Source organism: Ruminococcus albus AD2013, assembly GCF_000526775.1.
GTDB classification, from domain to species: domain Bacteria; phylum Bacillota; class Clostridia; order Oscillospirales; family Ruminococcaceae; genus Hominimerdicola; species Hominimerdicola alba_A.
Genome location: NZ_JAGS01000005.1, coordinates 64,166 through 85,182, shown reverse-complemented (window position 1 = coordinate 85,182; position 21,017 = coordinate 64,166). Strand labels below are relative to the sequence as shown.

18 protein-coding genes, 2 tRNA genes and 1 pseudogene are annotated in these 21,017 nt (G+C 37.3%); 20 read left to right on the top strand and 1 reads right to left on the bottom strand.

The window, feature by feature from the left end:
- Window positions 1-562: 562 nt before the first annotated feature.
- Genes N773_RS0117890 through N773_RS0117880 form a run of 3 tightly spaced genes read left to right on the top strand, consistent with a single transcriptional unit; the run spans window position 563 to window position 3,604 of the window.
- Window positions 563-1,735 (top strand): ParM/StbA family protein, encoded by a 1,173-nt coding sequence (locus tag N773_RS0117890; RefSeq protein WP_024859018.1) that lies wholly within the window; start codon window positions 563-565, stop codon window positions 1,733-1,735.
- 21 nt (window positions 1,736-1,756) lie between these two features.
- A complete protein-coding gene (locus N773_RS0117885) occupies window positions 1,757-2,353 on the top strand; it encodes a hypothetical protein (protein WP_024859017.1) in 597 nt (198 codons plus the stop codon).
- A gap of 15 nt (window positions 2,354-2,368) precedes the next feature.
- A complete protein-coding gene (locus tag N773_RS0117880; RefSeq protein WP_024859016.1) occupies window positions 2,369-3,604 on the top strand; it encodes a hypothetical protein in 1,236 nt (411 codons plus the stop codon).
- Window positions 3,605-3,807: 203 nt separating this feature from the next.
- Here N773_RS0117880 and N773_RS0117875 read toward each other — a convergent pair whose 3' ends face one another.
- A complete protein-coding gene (locus N773_RS0117875) occupies window positions 3,808-4,683 on the bottom strand; it encodes an IS1595 family transposase (RefSeq protein ID WP_013483548.1) in 876 nt (291 codons plus the stop codon).
- Between the two features lie 438 nt (window positions 4,684-5,121).
- On the opposite strand from N773_RS0117875, the gene N773_RS0117870 reads away from it, so the two are divergent.
- From N773_RS0117870 to N773_RS0117795, 17 genes and pseudogenes are all read left to right on the top strand, one after another.
- A complete protein-coding gene (locus tag N773_RS0117870; RefSeq protein WP_080678432.1) occupies window positions 5,122-6,171 on the top strand; it encodes a hypothetical protein in 1,050 nt (349 codons plus the stop codon).
- 83 nt (window positions 6,172-6,254) lie between these two features.
- Window positions 6,255-6,749, top strand: coding sequence for a hypothetical protein (locus tag N773_RS0117865; protein ID WP_024859014.1), 495 nt, complete (start codon window positions 6,255-6,257; stop codon window positions 6,747-6,749).
- 21 nt (window positions 6,750-6,770) lie between these two features.
- Complete coding sequence (locus N773_RS0117860; RefSeq protein ID WP_024859013.1) at window positions 6,771-7,901, top strand: DUF4317 family protein; 1,131 nt, start codon at window positions 6,771-6,773, stop codon at window positions 7,899-7,901.
- A 91-nt stretch (window positions 7,902-7,992) separates the two neighbouring features.
- Window positions 7,993-9,894: a zinc ribbon domain-containing protein gene (locus tag N773_RS0117855; protein ID WP_024859012.1), complete on the top strand. Its 1,902-nt coding sequence runs from the start codon at window positions 7,993-7,995 to the stop codon at window positions 9,892-9,894.
- Window positions 9,895-10,130: 236 nt separating this feature from the next.
- The gene (locus N773_RS0117850) at window positions 10,131-10,961 is read left to right on the top strand and encodes a CPBP family intramembrane glutamic endopeptidase (RefSeq protein WP_024859011.1); all 831 of its coding nucleotides are present in this window, start codon (window positions 10,131-10,133) and stop codon (window positions 10,959-10,961) included.
- 276 nt (window positions 10,962-11,237) lie between these two features.
- Window positions 11,238-11,405, top strand: a pseudogene (locus N773_RS22020) (transposase); the annotation flags it as partial.
- Between the two features lie 29 nt (window positions 11,406-11,434).
- A complete protein-coding gene (locus tag N773_RS0117845) occupies window positions 11,435-12,940 on the top strand; it encodes a hypothetical protein (protein ID WP_043538443.1) in 1,506 nt (501 codons plus the stop codon).
- A 251-nt stretch (window positions 12,941-13,191) separates the two neighbouring features.
- Entirely contained in the window at window positions 13,192-14,100 is a 909-nt protein-coding gene (locus tag N773_RS0117840) for a dockerin (RefSeq protein WP_242840452.1), read from the top strand.
- A 240-nt stretch (window positions 14,101-14,340) separates the two neighbouring features.
- Window positions 14,341-14,413 (top strand) — tRNA-Lys (locus N773_RS0117835).
- Window positions 14,414-14,462: 49 nt separating this feature from the next.
- The gene (locus tag N773_RS0117830) at window positions 14,463-14,753 is read left to right on the top strand and encodes an HU family DNA-binding protein (protein WP_013483533.1); all 291 of its coding nucleotides are present in this window, start codon (window positions 14,463-14,465) and stop codon (window positions 14,751-14,753) included.
- 269 nt (window positions 14,754-15,022) lie between these two features.
- Window positions 15,023-15,093: transfer RNA gene (locus N773_RS0117825), tRNA-Gln, on the top strand.
- Window positions 15,094-15,126: 33 nt separating this feature from the next.
- Entirely contained in the window at window positions 15,127-17,064 is a 1,938-nt protein-coding gene (locus tag N773_RS0117820) for a DUF5710 domain-containing protein (protein WP_024859008.1), read from the top strand.
- Window positions 17,065-17,401: 337 nt separating this feature from the next.
- Window positions 17,402-17,662 carry a PcfJ domain-containing protein gene (locus tag N773_RS22015; RefSeq protein WP_080678410.1) on the top strand — a complete coding sequence of 87 codons (261 nt, stop codon included), beginning with the start codon at window positions 17,402-17,404 and terminating at the stop codon, window positions 17,660-17,662.
- Between the two features lie 214 nt (window positions 17,663-17,876).
- Window positions 17,877-18,665 carry a hypothetical protein gene (locus N773_RS0117810; protein WP_024859007.1) on the top strand — a complete coding sequence of 263 codons (789 nt, stop codon included), beginning with the start codon at window positions 17,877-17,879 and terminating at the stop codon, window positions 18,663-18,665.
- A gap of 31 nt (window positions 18,666-18,696) precedes the next feature.
- Entirely contained in the window at window positions 18,697-19,272 is a 576-nt protein-coding gene (locus N773_RS0117805) for a hypothetical protein (RefSeq protein WP_024859006.1), read from the top strand.
- Between the two features lie 142 nt (window positions 19,273-19,414).
- On the top strand, window positions 19,415-19,699 hold the full coding sequence (locus tag N773_RS0117800) for a hypothetical protein (protein ID WP_024859005.1): 285 nt from the start codon (window positions 19,415-19,417) through the stop codon (window positions 19,697-19,699).
- A gap of 209 nt (window positions 19,700-19,908) precedes the next feature.
- Window positions 19,909-20,994: a DNA-methyltransferase gene (locus tag N773_RS0117795; RefSeq protein WP_024859004.1), complete on the top strand. Its 1,086-nt coding sequence runs from the start codon at window positions 19,909-19,911 to the stop codon at window positions 20,992-20,994.
- The last annotated feature ends 23 nt before the right edge of the window (window positions 20,995-21,017 follow it).

The following is a 21,017-nucleotide window of genomic DNA, read 5'->3' as shown; positions in this document are numbered from 1 at the left end:
CGTGTGTCACGCGTGACACAAAATAAAAAATCACACTTTAACTATATATAAAAATTTTTTGGACGTTTCCTTGATTTTTTTATTGACCTGTGTTATACTGTAGTCATAGAAGAGAGGGAAACTTCTCACAGCAGATAACACTTGCTCCCTGCAGCAAAAAAGGCACCTCTTAGCGCCAAGAGGTTAACATGGCGTGAAAACTCCAGTTATCAATCATCGTTTTGCCTTTGTATAGCAAGCAACTCAAAAATGTTATTCTCCTTGTTATTCTGCTATCAGTAGGGTAGGGAACAGCCCCGAGCTCAGGCCTGTATTCTTCAGGAAATCCGCAAAAGCGGATAAGTTCGATCTTTTATGTTCCTTTATGGTGATTCTTTGAATTTTTTCCTCCTATTTTTTGGAATCTTCATTTTTTTGTGGAGATTCTTTTTTTTATCTGACTAAATTTTCTTATAAAATAAAGATGTCTAAAAAAATACTATATATAATTTTTAATTCGCGTCAGAATCTTATATAATAATAATATAGGCAAATTAAAACTGAAAATTCAGGAGGTACAAATATGATAAACACAAAAGATTTTAAGACAAAGACTTACCTTAAAAAGGGAAATAACATAGGATCAAACAAAGCTTGGGTCATAGCTATGGATGTTGGCTACTCAGCTGTAAAGATAATGTCAAAGACAGATATCTGTTCTTTCCCCTCATTTGCTATAAGAAGAAAGGATAATACTGCTTCCATAGGCGATGCTGCTCCTACAGATATTCAGTATAAGGGCGAAGACGGTGTTATCTGGGATGTAGGAGAGATCGCTGTTGGTAAGATTTCTCAGTCAGATAGCAGTAATTCCGAAGAAATGCTCTATTCGAGAAATAGATACACTAATCCGATGTTTCTTGTTATCAGCAGAGTCGGTATCGCGCTCGGTCTGCAGGGCTACATGGGAGAGAACGCCGGCGGAAAGAAGAAAATTGTCCTCCAGACTGGACTTCCTCCCGCATATGTAAAGGCAGACAGCAAACCCTTAAAAAATATACTTAAGGGTAAGCACGAATTTTATCTTAAGATAGGAAAAGAAACATGGAAGAAATACTGCTTTGAACTGGAAGAAGAGAACATCTGGATCATGCAGCAGCCTTTAGGCTCACTTCTCGGTGCAACTCTAACTGATGAAGGAAAGCAGACTCCGGACGGAAAAGATCTTATGAACAAGAACGTCCTCATCTTCGACGGCGGCTTCGGAACTCTTGACACTTTCGAGATAATAAACCGAACAATAGGTTCGACACAGACATTTGATCATCTCGGTATGAAAGCAATACTGCACAAGGCAGTAAATGATATCTATAACAAATACGACGAGGAGATAGCCGTATCTGCAATGCAGAATATTCTTAGTACCGGAAAGATCAAAAAGTACGATTCGGAAACGGTATCCACTAAAACCATAGAGATAGCAGACATCGTTGAGACTTGCAGCTATGATATCTGCATGGAAGCCATTAAGAGCATACGTACTATTTACAACAATCTTATCGAATACGATTATTTGCTCGTTACAGGTGGCACAGGTGATGCTTGGTTCTCGACAGTAAAGAATTATTTTTCCAAGATGGAAGGGCTCAATGTTATAGCAGCTAACAGAGCTACTACTATTCCTCAGATCTTCTCCAACGTGAGAGGTTACTATCTGTATCGTGTAACTGCACTGAATTCAAAGAAGTCGGCGTGATGTAAGGAGGAGGACTAGGAAATGTATGTACAGGTAAGACTCTATGTTCATCAGGATAACGACTTGATGATGATAAATAACGCTCCCGGTTTCAATCTTGACACGATCATCCACGATGCAGTGTGTGCTTTCGTCAGAGGCGAGGATTTTGAGATCCCGTCTCTAACGATAAAAAAGAAAAATATGAAGGACTCCGGCAGGATATGCGTAACATTCGATGAAAGGTCAGATGCAGACGTTATATCTTATCTCAAAACAGTAAGATACGGGTTTATGAATGATTATCTCAAGCAGATAACCAAAAGATATATACAGAGGGATATGTTTGAAGCTGCTTTTTGCGCAGAAGAAGGTGAAAATAACAAATCTGTCAAAGGCGTTGTTTACCATAAAAAGCGTGTCAGCTTAAATGAAGAACCCAAAGAAATAAATGTGAGCAAGAAAAACGATGTACTCAATGTGCCGGGTCAAGATCCTGCCGGAAGCAACATAGCACCTGCAGAGCCGGCGGTACAGCGGGAGATCACTTTTGAAAAAAACATCAATGATACTAGCGATGCAGGAAACAATGATACTGAGGAAATGGTCGATCTGATAGATAGCCTTATCGGTATCTAGGAGGAAAGAAAAACAATGGATAATTTCAAAATACCATCAGACACTCTGGATAGACTCAATGATTTTGCGGATCAGATAATGGATATGATCGACGGTTCTTATCCTTTCTTTATAGTTTACGCTACCGAAAACATGAATAAGAAGACCAACTATAAGTATTTCTATTCTATACCATCGGAATTGGGCTATAAACTCTGCGATAACAAAATGAAAGACATTCTCGATCTCCATAACATTCCCCGTGATGGAACGCCATGCTCCGTCAAGGACTTTTCAATGCCGGATGATGAAAGGGAACAGCTTAGAAATATCGTAAACAGCTTTATGTTTTACTGCCAAAACGCTAGGATCCCGTGCTTCATTCAGATCGCAGTAGAAAATAACGCAGTAAAGAACAGCACAGAGTACATTATGGACATCGTATCACCGTACAGGCTGTTGATAAAGCTTAACAATGATAAGATCACAAAAGTACTGAGATATACTATGGAGTCGAATATTTATCCATCAAGGCTGATGGACCTGAAGACTGATTTGCTTGACATTAGTGAGATGGTTAATGATGTAACTAAGCTGGATCATGATCAGGAAGAAATTTATCCGGATTCTACCGAAACTGAATTTTCTGAGATCTACTCAGCGCCTGTCTATAATCCCGAAACGGCTGAATACGATGTTATAAGCGAAATTGTAATGGACAGCGCTGAAATAATCGAATCTATGAACAATAAGGAAACAAAAGCAATTTCGGATAATAAGAGCACTCCTGTTTCTGAGCCTGTCGAAGAAAAGCCAAAGAAAAAGAGAGGAAGAAAAAAGAAGTCAGAAACGGTTCTTACCTCGGATGTTCCAAATGTTTCAACCATAGAGAAAAAGGAAGAACCGGACGAGCTTCCTAAGCCCAAAAAGAGAGGAAGAAAAAAGAAATCAGAAACAGTTCCTGTTCCTGAAGAAACATCTGTAATAAATGTAGAACACAAGGAAATCCCTGATGAGGCCCCTAAGCCCAAGAAAAGAGGAAGGAAAAAGAAGACGGAAATGAATGCTGTAATTGAAACACCGGCCGCAACAAGCGCCCCTCAGAAGAAAATAAAAACAAAAGACTATTCAAATCTGGGAGAGATCATCACTCCTATAATGAAGTCCAGCAAGAGTAAAAAGAGATCGAACTCTGCTTTGTACGAAAAATATAAAGATATTCTTGAGAGATTCCCCGATGACTTCATAGACGGCGAGTACGATGATGCGTAGAAGAAAAAAAGACCGATTGTTACAGTCGGTCTCTTTTTCTATATTATCTCAGTTCTATATCATGTAGTGCAGCTTGTTCTGCACACTTGGAAACTCCGGAACTGGTAAAATCAGTTATATAAATTCAAGAAACGTATTTTTATCGATTCTAATTATCTGTTATAATATAATATGGTTATCCCATTAACACACCACAAGTAAGATCACTGAACCAAAGCAGCCAAAAGCCTTAAATACGCACTGTTTCCCAGCTTACGACGGTTGAATTTGTAACAGTATTCGGCAGCATATAACGCTGTGTGGATCTTTTCGTTTCCGTGGTAAGTTCCCATGATCATTGCTTTGAAGTTTGATATAACTTTATGCATCCAATTCAGCTGACCGCTTGTCGGATCATATGTCTCAAAAACATGGAAGTATTTCTGTGCCAGCGGTTTCTTGTAACTTCGAGCATTATCACTCTCGATCTTCGAGCCTGCGCGGATATTATCCCTGGCAAATCTACCCACAGTTATGCCCTTTAAATTCGGCACATCGCTCATTTTTACGTACTCGGGATTTCCTGCTGCGTTCTTCGATAAAGCTACGATCATCTTGACTTTTTCAGTACCTCTGCCGCGCTTTTTACCGTGAGTCGGAGCACCGAGATACGTGTCATCAAGTTCAACGATCCCGTCGAGCAAATAGCGTTCTTCACGGCATTTCATAGCTTTTCTGATGCGATGAAGGATGTACCAGGCTGTCTTGTAAGTCACTCCCAAAGACCTCATCAGCGTAACAGCAGAAACGCTGCATTTGTTGCTCATAATGAGGAATGCAGTGACTATCCACAGTCTGAGCGGAATATGTGTTCTGTGCATAAAAGTTCCGTTTGTGGCGGATATATCTGCTTTACAGAACTTGCAACGCAGCAGATGACGTGACCTTATCCTGCGGTACTCAGAGCCACCGCAAAACGGGCAGGCAAAGCCCTTTTCAAAGCGGATATCAAGTAGAAAATCCTTGCAAAAGCTTTCATCTGCGAACTTTGAGTATATCCCATCAAGTGTGATCTCAGGTTTCGGAAATCTTTTTGACATAGCGACAGCTCCTTTCGGTTTCTGTCACTATTATACTATATTTTCCGGTTTTTGAGGTCTGTTTATTTGGACAGCATTGTAAATTATCTGTGGTGTGTTAAAGGGATAACCATGTAATATAATTGCTGATGAACATTTCCGATATTAAATTATTATCCGGAGTACAATGTCCTTTGCCAAGGATAGAACCTTCGTGGAGAGCGAAGAAAAATAATTCCTAATAATGGAGTGTCTGTCGGAAATCATCAGCATCTCTTGGTTTTTGGAAGGAAAGTCGGATGAGCGCAATCCGGCTTTCTTTTTTTTATTTTTAGTAATTTTCTAATAATATATATATAGACTAAAAATTCGACTCTTTTTTAGAAAGGAGGGCAAGGCGGTTTATCGCCCTGCACAATGAAAAAAATCAAACTATTATCATTTATTTTATCAGCGTGTATGTTATCCGCATGCAGCAATGAAACCAAATTCGTTGACAAAGGGAAAAAACGCATAGTCGGTGAAAACGAAAGTATTGCGGAAGTAATGGAAAAACCCGATAAAAAAACATTTAGCGATATCCCGATCATAAAAACCATATCTGAAAATAACTCAGGTCATTTTGAGGGAAATCTGACCGTTAATGCAAAAGATAACGATATAAATTATGATGTAACTCTTGATGTCAGTGAGGATAAAAACATAAAACTGGGAATACATTCCGAAGATACCGAGTTTTCTATTTTGTATTTCAATGATTCGATGGAATTATTTGTTATCAATCCTTCCGGAAATGAATACTTTATGGATACAAAGCGTATTATCCTCAACAATTTTGCTTGTATAAAGGATCATATGTACCAGTATGCTGTCTACGCAGCCAACAATAACGGTTTTTTCAGCTTTACTGAAGACAATAAGAGCATGATGTTAAACTGCAATTCATCTACTGTGTTTTCTACAATATGTGAAATATTTGATCAGGTGAACGAAAATTATTCGGAAGTATACAGGCTGACAAAAGAGGATAAGTCGTTTATGTCCTTTGCAAGAGAAATGTTTAATGATACTGAACACGAATTGTCGGAGGGATTATCCAAAAACGCTATGAATGATTTCACTGAAGCTTACTGCGTCATAGCACAGAGAAAGCTTTTTTCAGAGACAGATAAACTCTTCTCTTTTACTCTGACTGTTAATGATGACCTGGATCTTGAATATGAAATGAGTGTGGTCGATGAAGAGAATAAGCCTCTTTACACAATAAAAGGTGATCTTGAAAAAACGGATAAAGCCACGGAAGTTATAGCCAGACCTAAAGACATAGATGATTACAGAGAAAAAGAAGATGATTCCTCTCAGGTCGATATAAGAGCGGATAATGATGATATCGCTCCTCAGGATGAAGATACGAATCCCGAAGAGCCGGAAGAATGGGAGGATAACAGCTTTTTTGAAGGCAAAACAGACGATTCGGACTGGATCTCTGATGACTTTTTTAAAAAATAAAAAAATAACTATATATAATTTTTTTTCAGCCTCAGTTTCTTATATAATAATAATAGTAGAAAAAAAGAAGGGACGGGATAAAAGTGATATACAAAATTGATAAAAACTGTATATTATACTATCAGTATATAAAGGAGCTGGAAAGCAATTTTGCCTTTGAGGACAGAATACAGAAATTATGTAAGATCACGGGGAGAAGCCGTTCAGATCTTGCGATAAAGATCGAATGTAATAGAAGAGCATTCCTTAACATCACATGGAAAGACGGAGATCCTGTTGATTTTGATTTCTCAGGAATAAACATCAATGACCTTAATATTACTCCGAGAGAGTATCATGAAAGCAACATAAATAAATATTTGGATAAAAAAGTTGCGGCAAAGCTGAAAGCTCCATTGAATTATGAGTATTTTCTTATAAATACAGCACTTTTTATTGAGCTTCCGGATCTAGCTGATGTAACTTTCAAATTCCGAGTTAATGGGCTTGAATTACTTAACGAACAGGAAGATATAGCCATAACCTATGCAAGAAATATGGTACAAAGTCTCATAGAAGATGTTTCTTACGTTTATTAATAAATTTAGGAGGATACATATATGAATAAGAGCGATGTAACTAAGTTCAAAAAGTTTATCGACAACGACAACAACTTTTTTACAGTGAATAATGTTCTGACTGCTGTTATAAATAAAGACGTTGTATACTGTACTGAAAAAAGATCGTGGATAAGCTATTCTCAGAGCGAACAGGAGGAGATAGTCTCTATAATCAAAAAAGTACTGACAGGAAAGATAGGCAAAGTTCTTACCGAATACGAATTCCCTATAACCCCCGAGAAGAAAAATGTTTCTCAGGAACTACTGATGAATATGAAGATATCTCAGTTTGAAGATGATGATCTGAACGAGATCTTCATTAATAAGATCAAAGACGGTGTGAAAACAGATGGTGCATACACCGTACTGTCTGTAAACTTTACGATCTCTGTATACGATAAAAATGCTGATCACTCAGATGAAGTATCTTTTGTTGTAACTGCTTTTTGTCCTATAAAGCTGAGAATCGACGGCTTTATTTATAACGACGAGTCCAATACCGTCGAAAAGAAAACATCAACAGACAGGATCCTGGAACAGGCTTCTGACGGATTCATGTTTCCTACATTCACAGATAGGCAGGAAGATGTGAACCATGTAATGTACTTTTCTAAAAATGCCGGAAAGCCGAATACCGGGATAATAGAAAATGTACTCGGCTGCAAGTATATAATGAGTTCTGAACAGCAGAAAACTCATTTCTGGGGTATGGTCGCCAATGTCCTGGGTGAAGGCCTTAACTATGATATGATAGTAAATATAAATGAAAAACTGTCAGATCTTGTACAGGCTTCCGAGGGATTAAAAGAAGCACGTGAAATAGACTGTGCGGACATACAGCATATTCTTGAAAAATGCGATGTACCGAAGGACAAGCTTGATGATTTCGGTAAGATCTATGATAAGGTGATGTCATCAAGGTATTCATCTTTTATTGCAGCAAACGTCTGTGATGAAAAAGTTAATATAAAATTCGGAAATTCCAGCCTGAAGATCGATTATAAAAAAGCAGCTACTGCCCTCGACGTTCAGATGGTGAACGGAAGGAAGTGCCTTGTATTTCCTCTTGATTCAGCCGAGATCTCTGTGCTTGGCATCGACACGAGCGTAAATCATTCTCTGAACGTTTAACTAAATAAGTCTGCAAAAAAATTTTTTTTTGAAAAATTTTCTGCTATAATTATATATAGAAAGAAATAACCAAAGACGAGGAGTGTTATAAATGTCAAAATTTTGTCCGTCATGCGGAAAGCAGCTGAACGATACAGCATTGTTCTGTGAGCACTGCGGAACCAAATTAAACACAGAAAGTACAGTTTCCGAAGAGGTAAGCCAGGTCTATATGCCGGCGATGGAAGAAAAAACCTATGAAAATGATGATGATAACAGCGCGGCAGCTATGCTGAGAAGCAGATCTTATGAGGAAAAGCCAAAAGAGAAAAAGCCTGTAAGAAGGAAGATAATTGCAGTACTTGCTTTTCTTGTGGTGTGCGCAGGCGGTGCTTTAGCTTATTTGCTTCTTAAAGAGCCCGAAAAGCCACTTAAGCCAAACCGGGAAGTTGTATCATCCAAAGCAGAAAAAATAGAATCTGAACCAGAAGTGTTGACCACATCGGATGAAGACAGCAAAGCGGATGATTCTTCTGAACCGGAGACAGAAGATAATGAATGGGAGATCAAAGCAGAAATCGAAGCTCCTGAGAAAGAACTTGATGTAACTACGGAAACAGTTAATGATCATGAGATCAAAAAGTTTTCTACAGGCATCAAAGATTCGTATTATGACTTTGTAAACTACTATAAGGAACAGTACGGCAGTAATGCTTCTTATTCTCAGTTCAAAACCGAGGACGTTTATACAAGACAGTCGCAGGGAAAGAATTACACCGGTGTTAAAGATAATTACAACATAAACATCAATGCTAACACCAGAGACGGAGAATCAGTCGTTCTTGCAAAGTCAAGCTTTAGTACATACACTGCGTATTTTGACGGTGCATCGTCTTTCTATATGGAAATACACGACGAAGAAGGGGAGTCCGTTTCAACTTTCCAGACAGCATGCTATGATCACTTGAAGAACTTTATGGACGAAGATCTGGCTGAGTTTCTTGTATATGGCCAGGGTAAAGTCTATTACGGAGAAGAAGATAACAAAAACCTTGAATACGAGATGATCTTCTCCACACAGGACATAAAAATGAAGGCTAACAGGAATGTTGAGATCGATAAAAGACACGGCTTTAAGGCTGCGTTTGAAATCGGATTTGAACTTATGACTGATGAAGAAAGTCAGACTCCTTATTTTGACGGAAGTTCTCCCGAGGTGTATAATAATTCTTCAATAAAGATATCTGACTTTATCCCGGTTCTGAGTGATCCTTCTCAGACTGACTGCGGTTCTTCTCACGAATTCATGAAGAATGTAATGTCAAACTTTACTATACCGGGTAAAAAGTTTATCGATACTAAGCTTGACAGCATGAATGTTACTGAAATGGTATCCGAGGACGATGGGTCAAAGACCAAAAACGCTTTTAAATTCAGAGTTTCAAGCGGTGTCAGCGGAATGAAGTATGAGGATGCTCCTTTCGTAGACTTCAATTTTGAAGCAGTCAAGGATGATAAATCAAATTACTCGGAATGTAAGGGTGAGATATACGGAAATCTCAAAAACAGCAACAGGACAGATAAGAACGTCGAATCGATCATTTCTTTCCTTAAGGCTATCTACCCGAATATTGCCGGTGCTAACATTCCGGCTGACAAAGCTGTTGAATCATTGAGAAAGAACCAGCCTTTTGAAATCGATGTTAAGATTGGCGCTGCATGGTCCAGCAACGTACCGGCTCATCTTGTTATATCCAATGAAGAAGGCACCTGCTTTACCTTGACTTTTGGTATAGAACAGCAGTCAGTAAATAAAGAAGATGACAGTAAAGATGAATCATCATCTATTGGCTTGGAAGAGGATATGCCTCAGGAAGCAAGTTCAAAAACTGATAATTCGTCAAAGGCTGACAGCTCATCAAAAGCAGACAGTTCTTCAAAGAATGACAGCAGTTCTAAAAAAGAAGACAGTTCATCGATGACTGATAAAGAAAAGACATCGAATGAGAAGTGACATCCTCCCCCGCCTAAAGGGCGGTGCTGATATAGAAGTTTCTCGCCATAGTATTTCTGATGTCAGGTCAGAAGTACTATGGCGTTTGTATTGACAACACTTCGATGTTATGATATAATTGTTACTTACACAAATTGAGATGAATGTTGGAACTTTATATTTCAGTTCTGCCGAGGGAGAAATGTTAAAGTTTGTAGCAATTTATCCTTGAAGATACAGCGAGAAAGGTAAAACAAATGAAAAATTACGATAAACAGACCATAGCGCAGATCAGGAAACCGATAGTTCAGGCAGCGATCATAATGCTGGTGTTCTATGCGATAGAGATACCAATGGTGCATTTCAATGTATTTCCCGATGTAAACACGCGTTATATAGCAGACACTATAATAAGAGCAGCAGGCGGAACTGCCGGACTGATACTTTTAAATGGGTATTCCAAACGCGGTGAGAGTAAATGCACGCTGAAGCAGCTATTCACAAATAAGATTTCAGGGAAGACGTGGCTTATCATGATCCCACAGATTATCAATATTTTGCTTCCTTTCCTGAATATATTTATTGCAACCGTTTTTACAACAAGATATATTGTAACGCTCAGCATATTGATCGTTCAGCAGTTTGCAACCGGGTTCTATGAAGAAGGCGTTCAGAGAGGACTCATGATGAACGGTCTTATCAAATTTAATATAAGCACAGTGAAAAGAAGGCTGTTCACTGTTTTGGTTACAGGTCTGTTCTTCGGTCTGGGACATGCTCCCAACATCGCTTTTGGCGAAAATCCTCTGATCCAGGTTCCGTCTACAATGTGTATTGGAATGTTTTGGGCGGCGGTATATATGCTGTCAGATAATCTGCTTCTCGTAATGCTTCTTCACGCTTTCGCCGACAGCACGTTCAGGATCGTCCACGGATTGTTCGGTTATGCTCGCGAAGGCTTTCTTTATCAGGCAGTAGAGTGTTCGAGAGATATCATAGAGTATGTGATACTGCCTGTTCTGGCGATCTGTATCTGCATATGGTTTGATAAGCTTAAGAATAATGCCCCTGAGGACGGGTCAACTTAAATGATAAGTCGGAAGATAATATACAAATCATGGTAATGAAAATCCGAATTTGAAATCCACAAATTCAGATCTATATTTGCCGCCGAAAAAATCACAATGCCCCTTAGTGTTATGTGATGAAACACTAAGGGGCAAAACTTCTATATGGGTATCTTTTTAAAGAGGTGGGGGTATTCTTGCTGAAAGAGGATAAATTCTTTCAAAGCGACTAAGACCGTGTGTTCTTGGTCGCTTTTTATCTTTCTCTGTTTTCATATATAATAATAGTATAATCGAATGCATCATATTAAAGGATATACCAGTCGTATACTTATATCTGAATTTGAAAAAATCTCTAAAATGCAGAATCTATGGACCCGAAGTTATTTTGTTTCAACTGCCGGAGCAGTAAGCAGTGAAACAATAAAAAAATACGTAGAATCTCAAAAGACTAAATATATTTAAAGATATCTAAAGAAAGGAGCCATTGTTGCATGGGTACTTTTATATTAACGCTGCCAATGGATACAACAACACGGGATAGAAATATTCTTAACAAACGTTTTGAAATATCAAGACAAATATACAACAGCCTCTTAGGAATGGCATTAAAGCGATACAAAGAACTAATAAAAACCAAAGCGTACCGCGAGTGTGTTGAACAGATAAAAATGGTCAACAACTCATCAATGGCTGCCGGAGATAAAGCAAAAGCTAAAAAAGCCTATAACGATAAATTATTATCTATGAACAAAGAATATAAGCTTACGAAATCTGCATTAGAAAAAGACGTTAAGCCAATGCAAAACCACTTTAAAATGCACATTGACTCAGCTTCGGCTCAAAAACTTGCATTTAGAGTATTAACTGCTGTTAATAAAATGTTATACAGCTCAGGAAGAAAGCTTCATTTCAAAAAATACGGTCAGCTGAACTCTGTTGAAGGCAAGCAAAATGTTTGTATCTATTATTCCGGTGGCTGTATACAATGGAAAGGACTAAAAATCCCTGTAAAGATCAATAATAACAATGTTTACGAACAGATGTGTTTATCTAATAGAGTTAAATATGTTCGCATAGTAAGAAAGACCATAAAAAACAAAACAAAATTTTATGCTCAATTAGTGCTTGAGGGAGTACCGCCTGCTAAATATAATCCTGACGGAACATTCAGACATAAATTAGGGATCGGCAGAGTAGGTATTGATCCCGGTACATCAACGATGGCAGTAGCCTCACCAAATCAGGTACGTATCTTTGAACTTGCAAAAAATGTACAGAGCATAGACCATAAACTAAAGCTTTATCAAAGGAAGCTTGCTCGCTCTAGAAGGTATACTAACCCCGATAATTACAACTCTGACGGAACTATAAAAAAAGGTATTAAGTTAACATGGAACAGATCTAATAATTATTTACGAACTCTTGCTAAAATACAAGATCTTCATAGAAGATCTTCTGATGAGAGAAAACAACAGCATGAGATACTTGCCAATGAGATAATCTCCTATGGTAATGAGTTTTATATTGAGAAAATGAACTATAAGGCTTTACAAAAGAGGTCTAAAGAAACTAAAACCAATGCAAAAGGCAAATATATTTCAAAAAAGAGATTTGGCAAATCATTAGCAAACAGAGCTCCTGCAATGTTTGTCTCAATATTAAAACAAAAGCTTAGTAATCATGGTATTGTACTCAATTATATCAATACAGTGAAAGCAAGAGCCAGTCAATACAACCACGTCAGCGAAAGTTATATTAAAAAAGAACTTTCCGACAGGTGGGTTTATATAGGAGAAGATTTGCTCCAGAGAGATCTGTACTCTGCGTTTCTGATACAAAATATCAATAGTGATCTTTGTTCTTTTAATAAAGAATTATTAGAAACACAGTATTCCGAATTCAAAAATAATCATGATCAAGAAATTCAAAAATTAATAACCGATAATAACACTCTCAGCAGTGTAGGGATTAAGATTTATAAGAAATTAACTGCATAAATACACAACGGAAGGCTTCGACAAAGCCTAAGTGTTTATATGAGAGTGGCTGCACTCTCTCCAACACAAACTATAGTACCTTAACTACTCAGCACTTTAAGCTTTCGAGGTTAAAGAAAAGGTAGGACAAAACGATGTATGTTATTCTATTCGTTTTGTTTTTGGGAACCCCACGGTTTTAACCGTGGGAGGATGTCAGAAGCACGGATACATCTCCATCATACTTGTTTTTGAAACAAAACTATAAAGGAATGGTAAAATCAAAGGAGCTGGATCCAAACAGCAATAACGGAGTATTATTTGATAATCTTTATTATGGTTATCAGATAGACGATAATACATATAGATTATATAGCAGGAACACTTATACAGACGTTCCTAAGAAGTATGTTCGTGACGGTGTATTTATTACCAATAAATACAATAATATCTTGAATGTGGGAAATATATCGCAGTTTGATAATGAACTTAATGTAACAGAATATAACGGAAAAGATAAGGATCTGAGCTGCGGTCCCGCGTGTATTGCTATGGCTGTTACAAGTGAATTCAAAAAGAATGTATCTATTACAGACGTTTTTGCCGACGGAAATAATTATGCATGGTCTATAGGAGCTATACCAAAAAATCTTTATGCACATAATTACAACTACACACCATGGAATTTTGAATGGTGTGAGGCCGGAGGGAACGGCACTACCCTTAATGGTATGTTCAGGCTTATGCAGATATATGCCGACAGGGAAGGGAAGACTGCTGTTTCACCCGTTGTAAACTATTATGAAAGCAATAATAAAACAATAGATAAAATAGACAAAGCTCTCAGTGAAGGACATACTGTAGTGGCTTCTGTGCTGTTTAATTCGAGATATGTAGCTTTCAATGGCTATTCCAATACTATCCGTGCTGCAGCAAATTTTCTCCCGGCAAATCCTTTTATCCATTATGTGGTCATAGCAGGAGAATGTGATGGATCAGGAAAATATGACGGATATTATGCTGTCGCGGATCCTTATAAAAAAGCATTGAAAGATATAAACGGAAATTTGGTCTGTGATGATATAAATTCGGGACTTACTATCGTAAGAAAACAGACTATGGCTGGTTCGATCAATCAGATGTATGATTCGTGGTACAGAGGTATTGTATACGTGAAATAATTTTTTTACTATATATAATTTTACTTTTTCAAAAAAATCTGCTATAATATATATGTATACTTTCAAACATTTCATGTTTCATTTTAACCCCTATTGATGTTTTATGGCTGTAAGGAAGATACAGGATATCTTCCTTCGCTGTAAAACAAATCACAAAGCTTGCGTAACTACGATTCCATCTCATTTTTACTCCTAAATTTTTTGCTGCAAAGGCAGCTTTTAGATACCTTTGCAGTACATGTGCCATTAGCTCAGTCGGCAGAGCATTTGACTTTTAATCAAAGGGTCCGGAGTTCGAATCTCCGATGGCACACTTACGGACTTTTAGTCTGAATAAATTATAGAAAGAAGTGATACGAAAAATGAATAAGGCAGAACTTATCAATGTTATCGCAGAGAAGGGCGGTTATACCAAGAAGGAAGCTGATAAGGTACTGACAACAGTTCTTGATACTATTGCAGGCGCTCTGGAGAACGGTGAGAAGGTCACTCTCGTTGGCTTCGGTACATTCGAGGTTAGGGAAAGAGCTGCTAAGGTCGCTTTAAATCCTGTTACCAAGGCTCCTGTTGATGTTCCTGCAAGAAAGGTTCCCGCGTTCAAGGCTGGACAGGCTCTTAAGGAAGCTGTTGCAAAGGCTAAGAACAAGAAGTAAAAAGCTTTTTCATTTTCTCCTTTTTTAAGCCTCTGATACAATACATAACTATTGTAAAAGAGGCTTGTATGCAGACGTTATACGGAATTTGTGAGTTCGAATCTCACCGTCTGCGCGTTGGCTTTATGAGAATCATCAAAAGCCTCCTTTATAAGGTGTATCTCACGCTACACATACAAAGGAGATACTGTGATTTAACGGTATCAGCGTGGAAATAACAAAAGGGGGATCATAGATCTCCCCTTTGTTTGTTATTTTAAATCAGTTATTAGGGTGTCGCCAAGCGGTAAGGCAAAGGACTTTGACTCCTTCATCTCGGGTTCGAATCCCGACACCCTAACTATAAACTAAATAAATTTTTGAGAGTGATCTGATGGAAAGAATTTATTTGCAAGTTCCTTTTTCTGAAAAAGACCAGGCAAAAAACCTCGGAGCAAGATGGGATGCTAAAAGGAAACAGTGGTATTGTTCTGACAGCAAAAACATAGAAGCCTTTTCACGCTGGACAGAAAAAAAGTCAAGAACATTAAACGAACTTTCGGATGAACAGAAAAAATTTGTGAATGAGGCGAAAAAAGGCAAGAATATACTCGTTGATGCCTGCATTGGCAGTGGAAAAACAACAGCCATTCAGGTTCTGTGCAATGAGATAACAGATAAAAAAATCCTGTATTTAACATATAATGCCTTACTGAAACTTGATGCACGAGAGAAGATCAAACAAAAAAATGTAACCGTAGCGAACTATCACAGCTTTGCACTTTCGTGCTTGATGAAGGCAAATATTTCTATTGACGGGTTCTCCGATCTTATTCAGACGTTTTTGGAGCACAAACCCTCACTGATAGCTGAATACAAACTGTTGGTAATAGATGAATATCAGGATATTGAACTCGAAATAGCTCAGATGCTTGAGTATATAAAAGAAAAATGCCCCGGCTTGCAGATAGTTGCAGTTGGAGACATGAAGCAAAAAATATATGATAAAACTACTTTGAACGTTGCTGAATTCATTAATGGCTATTTAGGGAATCACGATGAAATGAGTTTTACTAAATGTTTCAGGCTTTCCAAGGAATATGCGGCAAGACTTGGAAATATTTGGGAGAAGAAAATTGTTGGTGTAAATCCGAAATGCAACATCAAAACAATGTCAGTTAGTTCTGTGACAGACTTTCTCTCAAAGCAAAAGACTTCAGATATATTATGCTTAGGCTCAAGAAACGGTATTATGTCCGTTGTTCTTAATCGATTGGAAGAAGAATACAGTGACAAATTTAATAAGGAAACAGTCTATGCTTCCATTAAAGATGAGGACAGACAAGCAGTAGCCCCGTCCTCATCATCGGCTATATTTACGACTTTTGATTCTTCAAAAGGTCTTGAAAGAAAAATTTGTGTAGTTTTCGACTATACGGAGGAATACTGGGAAGTAAGACTTTCTAAGCCTCAGGTAAAATGTGAGATCCTTAGAAATATTTTTCTTGTAGCAGCTTCCAGAGGAAAAGAAACTATAATTTTTGTAAGTGGAAACGGTGATCAACTTTCGGATACAACAATTGCTACTTCTAAAACTATAAATAATCAGTATGATAGTTTTCTTATTTCCGAAATGTTCGACTTCAAGTATAAAGAAGATGTGGAAGATTGTTACAAACTGATAAAACGAAAAAATATTACTCCTCAGAATGCAAAAGTGATCGATGTAGATGTAAACGATCACCTCATTGATTTGTCTCCGTGTATTGGAATATGGCAGGAAGCTGAGTATTTCATTAACTATGATATTGATGCTCAGATAGAGTTTGCCAAAGAACACCATAAAGATAAAAATTTCCCCAAACTTCCTGATGAGTCTTCAGTAGATGATAAAATTCTGTTGCTCGCTGCTATAGAAACAAACTTCATCAGATACGTAAAACAGGTTAAAACACCTTTTATACGTGAATATCATAAGAATATCATTCTTGACCGTCTCGGAACAGTTTTTGACGGCAGAGAAGAAGTTCAGGTAAACTGTTCAATACCATTTATGAATGGTCCAACCAGAGCGATAAATATCTGTGGCCGTTTTGATGTGTTTAAAAACGGAATTATCTACGAGCTTAAATTCAAAACAGAACTTGCTCACGAAGACTTTCTTCAGCTAGCTTCTTATCTTGTTGCTTCAAAAATAGAAAAAGGGATCATTTGGAATGTAAAAAACGGGGATATGTATGAAGTAACAGTGCCAAATAAGAGAAAGTTCCTCGATGCAGTAGTGAAATGTATTACAAAAGGAGTAGTAAGCAAGTATATAGCGCCGTTTTAATGATCCGGCATGATACTGTAAGAAATAACATGGGTATTCTTAATAGAATGCATTGTGTTTTCTCTGAAGGGAATAGTTCTTTCGTCCGACAGGATCCTGTATCCGCACACCAACAAAAGGAAAGCGTACTGAAATAACACGAGAACGTTATTTTGGGCTATGGTAATGTGCCATAAACATTGCTTGGGAGCGATGGTCTCCATTATATAACAGCGTTGTTAGCGGTTATAAAAAAAGACCGGTGATCAACCATCAAAATCCCTTGCGGGATTTTACATCCCAAAAGGTAAAGCAAGAAGCTCTGCATTGATTTTGCAGGGCTTCTTTTGCATTCGAAATAGATGATGATCTTCTTGATGAAGCAACACAGCAGCATAACTGTGTTGCCAGCTATGCTCAAAGTATAGCGGAAGGTAGAAGTCTTATTTATGTGATGCGTGAAAAGAAAGCTCCCGAAAAAAGCCTTATTACAATTGAACTTACCCCAAAAACTCATAAAATACGACAGAAGCTTCTGGCTTACAATTGCCCGATAAGAAATAAAGCACAGACTGAATTCATAGAAAGATGGCATAAGCACGTTCTTGAATGTGTTTGATAACAACATAAGCGTCTCACTTTTATGTGAGGCGTTTTTTTATTCGGGCCTTTTTCATGAAATTATAACGTCTGATATCATTCTAAATATTCATCTATAATACTTACAGAGTTTATTTGTTGATAACCGGAGTAATCAAATTTTATGATTAAGATGAACATCAAGAAATAAGCTTCAAGAATTACTATATATAATATTTTTGGAGGTAATAATTATGAGTCACTATTCTTTGTACGCAATAGGATTTGAAAATGAGGAAGAACTGGAGAAAATGATGTCTATTTACAACGAATCCCGCAAAGTCAAACCTCATATCGACATTACAAAAGAAGAAATTTACGAAAATGCACAAGCTTTCTATCAGGAAAAATGCAAACTTATTGAAGCGTATGAAAAAGATCCTGAAAAAGCAGTTGCTGAACATGGAGAAAGAGTAAAGGATCTTTATGAAAATCGTAATATTGATGGATATTTGGGTTATTATAAAAATCCTGAAGATTTTTACAAACATTATATATCGTATCGAAAAGTAGACAGAAAAGGAAATGTATTATCGATGTCTAATCCCGAGGCTAAGTGGGATTATTACGGTGTAGAGAAAGAGACCACGATTGGAAAAATAAAAGAAGAATTCAGAAAAGAGCGAGAAAAGCTTGACACTTCCAGGCTCGAATATATCTGGAATGTAGTAGTTAATGGCATCAAACCTGAAAAAATGGATCCTGATCATTTCATGCTGCTGTGGGGGGTTCCTTCTAAAGAAGAAATGTTGAAGCTGTATAAAAGTAAAGAAGAGTATATTTCTTTTCACAGAGATACTTTCTGCCCTTCTTACAGTGTGCTCTTGCCTGAAGGCTGGTTTGAACCGGGAACAGTAGGAAGCTTTGGCTTAAGTACTGCGAGTGCTGAGGAGGAGTATGAATTTCGCAAAAACTATTACAAAGAATTCATTGAACCTTTTCACGATGATACAAATGTTTTTGTAATTGATTGTCACATCTAAGATGAACAAAATCAAGACAGGAGATGTAATTATGGCAAATAAATTTTCTGATATAGAACTTTGCTGTGCAAAGATGGATGATATAGTAGAACAGATGGATTTCATGATCGATATAAAAGATGGTCAGTTTGCGCTGATCGACCTTCAGGGAGCTTACTGGGGGAATATAGGAAAAGATAGATTTCCAGATCTTGAACTCCTGCTTGAAAGACTGGATATCTATATCAAAGACTACTTTATCGATGATATGGACGAGCTCCTTGCTGAAAATGATATTACCGAACTCGATAAGTGGGATTATACCAAGACCGGTATAGCCTTTATTTGTTCAGAAAAATGCAGTGAGTTAAGGACATCAATAACACCGGAAGTATACGAGAAATTTCGTGAGAAGTTTCTTAAGACAGAAACGCCATCTAAAGAGGATATAAGACAGATCATTCCAAAAGGTATGATTTTCTACGGAGATCTATGGACAGGACACAGAACAGATGAATTTTACAATGAATCTGATTTTGAGACAGAATTAAATCGTATCACAATATTTGACAAAACAATTTTCGATTTTTCAGACAGCAACATTCTTTCTAAAATGGGTGTTCATTGAATCAATGATAAAACGCTTCTCTTCTTTCGAGAGGCGTTTTTTAATGAAAAAAAATTTTCCGTTATAATATCATTAGATCTGTATTTTGATAATCGGAGTTATTAAAAACGGATCTAATACTATAAAAACGGAGGAATAAACAATGGTCTACAAAAATGGAAAATATATCCTTGATGATGGACATATAGTTCCGTCTTATGAAGCGATACAGATCTATAACGTAGTGGAATTCAATTCACGCAAGGAAGAAGTATATGATATGTACCTAAGCATCAACGAAGACAAAAAGATCCCGGATGATTTTTTTGAATCGGTCAAATTGAGAGAACTTACTGATGATTATATCGATGCTATAATAAACGAAAATGATAATTTATCCGACATTCTATATAATGTCGTAAAATCAGGATGCAAAAAGGAGATATAAAATAATGGATAGGTATTTCATCTCTCACAATTATCGAGTTATAAATTATGATTAAAAAATACAATTAGATCCAATCTTAACGGCTCTGCTTTATTGCAGGGCTGTTTTTATCGGATCAAAAATTCAAATATAATAATTACAGAATTCATTTTGATGACTTGGAGTGTCAGAAAAAATTGAATTACTATTTATATTACGGAGGAATAAATATGACACTGATACAGAAAGTGATCAGGCTGTTAAGTATAAATCATGATGGTCTGACGACGAAAGAATTATACGAAAAACTACCGGAATATTCTCCTACCGGCATAAGAGGAGTTATTTCCAGATATTTGAGAACAAACGAAACTCCAGCTTTTGAAAGAAAAGAAGCTGGAGTCTTTGTCTTGATAGAAGTTATAAAGGCAGAAAAGAACGAAGAAGGTATAAGTCTCAGTTATAGAGCATCATATGATACTTTGGAAAATGGCAGTGTTGATCTCTTTTATAAAGATGTATTTGTAGAAAACGAAATGATAGAAGAGGGCGTATACGAACAAAGAAGAGCATTTGCAGATGAACAGGACTTCTTTAATGCAAAGATAAACTTGCAGGCAGTGCTGGCTCATGCTGATGCTAAGACTATACTGAACAAACTTAAAACAGAGTCCTTTGATATGATACTTACCGACCCGCCTTACAGGGTAATTTCAGGAGGGACAGGCGGTAAAAACGCACCCAAAGGAATGCTGAGCAAAAATGACGGAAAGATATTCGATAACAACGACATACAGTTTGATGAATATATTCCCGAATGTTACAGGGTACTTAAACCTGACAGACAGGCATACTTCTTCACAAATTTTCTTAATCTTCAGCAGCTTATTGAAGCAGTTCAGAGGTCAGGATTTAAGGTTCATAACCTTTTGGTCTGGCTGAAAAATAATGCCACACCCAACAGATGGTACATGAAAAACTGTGAGTATGTATTGTTCTGCTACAAAGGAAAAGCAAAGGCTATTTCAAACTGCGGAAGTAAGACCGTACATCAGTTTGATAACATAAAGGGACCAAAACTCCATGAGACCGAAAAACCCGTTGAACTGCTTAAAATGTATATAGAAAATTCCACTGAAGAAGGAGAATGGATCCTTGACCCGTTTGCGGGCTCAGGCTCGACAATGGCGGCATCGCTTCTTCTGAATAGAAAGGTATTTACCTGTGAGATAGATAAAAAGTATCTTAATGTAATAAAAACCAGAGCAATATCTATCCTGAAAAGCGGAGAAGATGATAGGAACTTAGCAGTTTAAAAAATCAGTTTTGCAGTTCTGCG

Bases quoted from the DNA above. Each gene is read 5' to 3' on its own strand.
- N773_RS0117840 (WP_242840452.1), top strand. From the start codon at position 13,192: ATGGTAAAATCAAAGGAGCTGGATCCAAACAGCAATAACGGAGTATTA.
- N773_RS0117845 (WP_043538443.1), top strand. From the start codon at position 11,435: ATGGGTACTTTTATATTAACGCTGCCAATGGATACAACAACACGGGAT.
- N773_RS0117880 (WP_024859016.1), top strand. From the start codon at position 2,369: ATGGATAATTTCAAAATACCATCAGACACTCTGGATAGACTCAATGAT.
- N773_RS0117890 (WP_024859018.1), top strand. From the start codon at position 563: ATGATAAACACAAAAGATTTTAAGACAAAGACTTACCTTAAAAAGGGA.
- N773_RS0117830 (WP_013483533.1), top strand. From the start codon at position 14,463: ATGAATAAGGCAGAACTTATCAATGTTATCGCAGAGAAGGGCGGTTAT.
- N773_RS0117820 (WP_024859008.1), top strand. From the start codon at position 15,127: ATGGAAAGAATTTATTTGCAAGTTCCTTTTTCTGAAAAAGACCAGGCA.
- N773_RS0117860 (WP_024859013.1), top strand. From the start codon at position 6,771: ATGAATAAGAGCGATGTAACTAAGTTCAAAAAGTTTATCGACAACGAC.
- N773_RS0117805 (WP_024859006.1), top strand. From the start codon at position 18,697: ATGGCAAATAAATTTTCTGATATAGAACTTTGCTGTGCAAAGATGGAT.
- N773_RS0117875 (WP_013483548.1), bottom strand. From the start codon at position 4,683: ATGTCAAAAAGATTTCCGAAACCTGAGATCACACTTGATGGGATATAC.
- N773_RS0117800 (WP_024859005.1), top strand. From the start codon at position 19,415: ATGGTCTACAAAAATGGAAAATATATCCTTGATGATGGACATATAGTT.
- N773_RS0117810 (WP_024859007.1), top strand. From the start codon at position 17,877: ATGAGTCACTATTCTTTGTACGCAATAGGATTTGAAAATGAGGAAGAA.
- N773_RS0117795 (WP_024859004.1), top strand. From the start codon at position 19,909: ATGACACTGATACAGAAAGTGATCAGGCTGTTAAGTATAAATCATGAT.
- N773_RS0117870 (WP_080678432.1), top strand. From the start codon at position 5,122: ATGTTATCCGCATGCAGCAATGAAACCAAATTCGTTGACAAAGGGAAA.
- N773_RS0117850 (WP_024859011.1), top strand. From the start codon at position 10,131: ATGAAAAATTACGATAAACAGACCATAGCGCAGATCAGGAAACCGATA.
- N773_RS0117885 (WP_024859017.1), top strand. From the start codon at position 1,757: ATGTATGTACAGGTAAGACTCTATGTTCATCAGGATAACGACTTGATG.
- N773_RS0117855 (WP_024859012.1), top strand. From the start codon at position 7,993: ATGTCAAAATTTTGTCCGTCATGCGGAAAGCAGCTGAACGATACAGCA.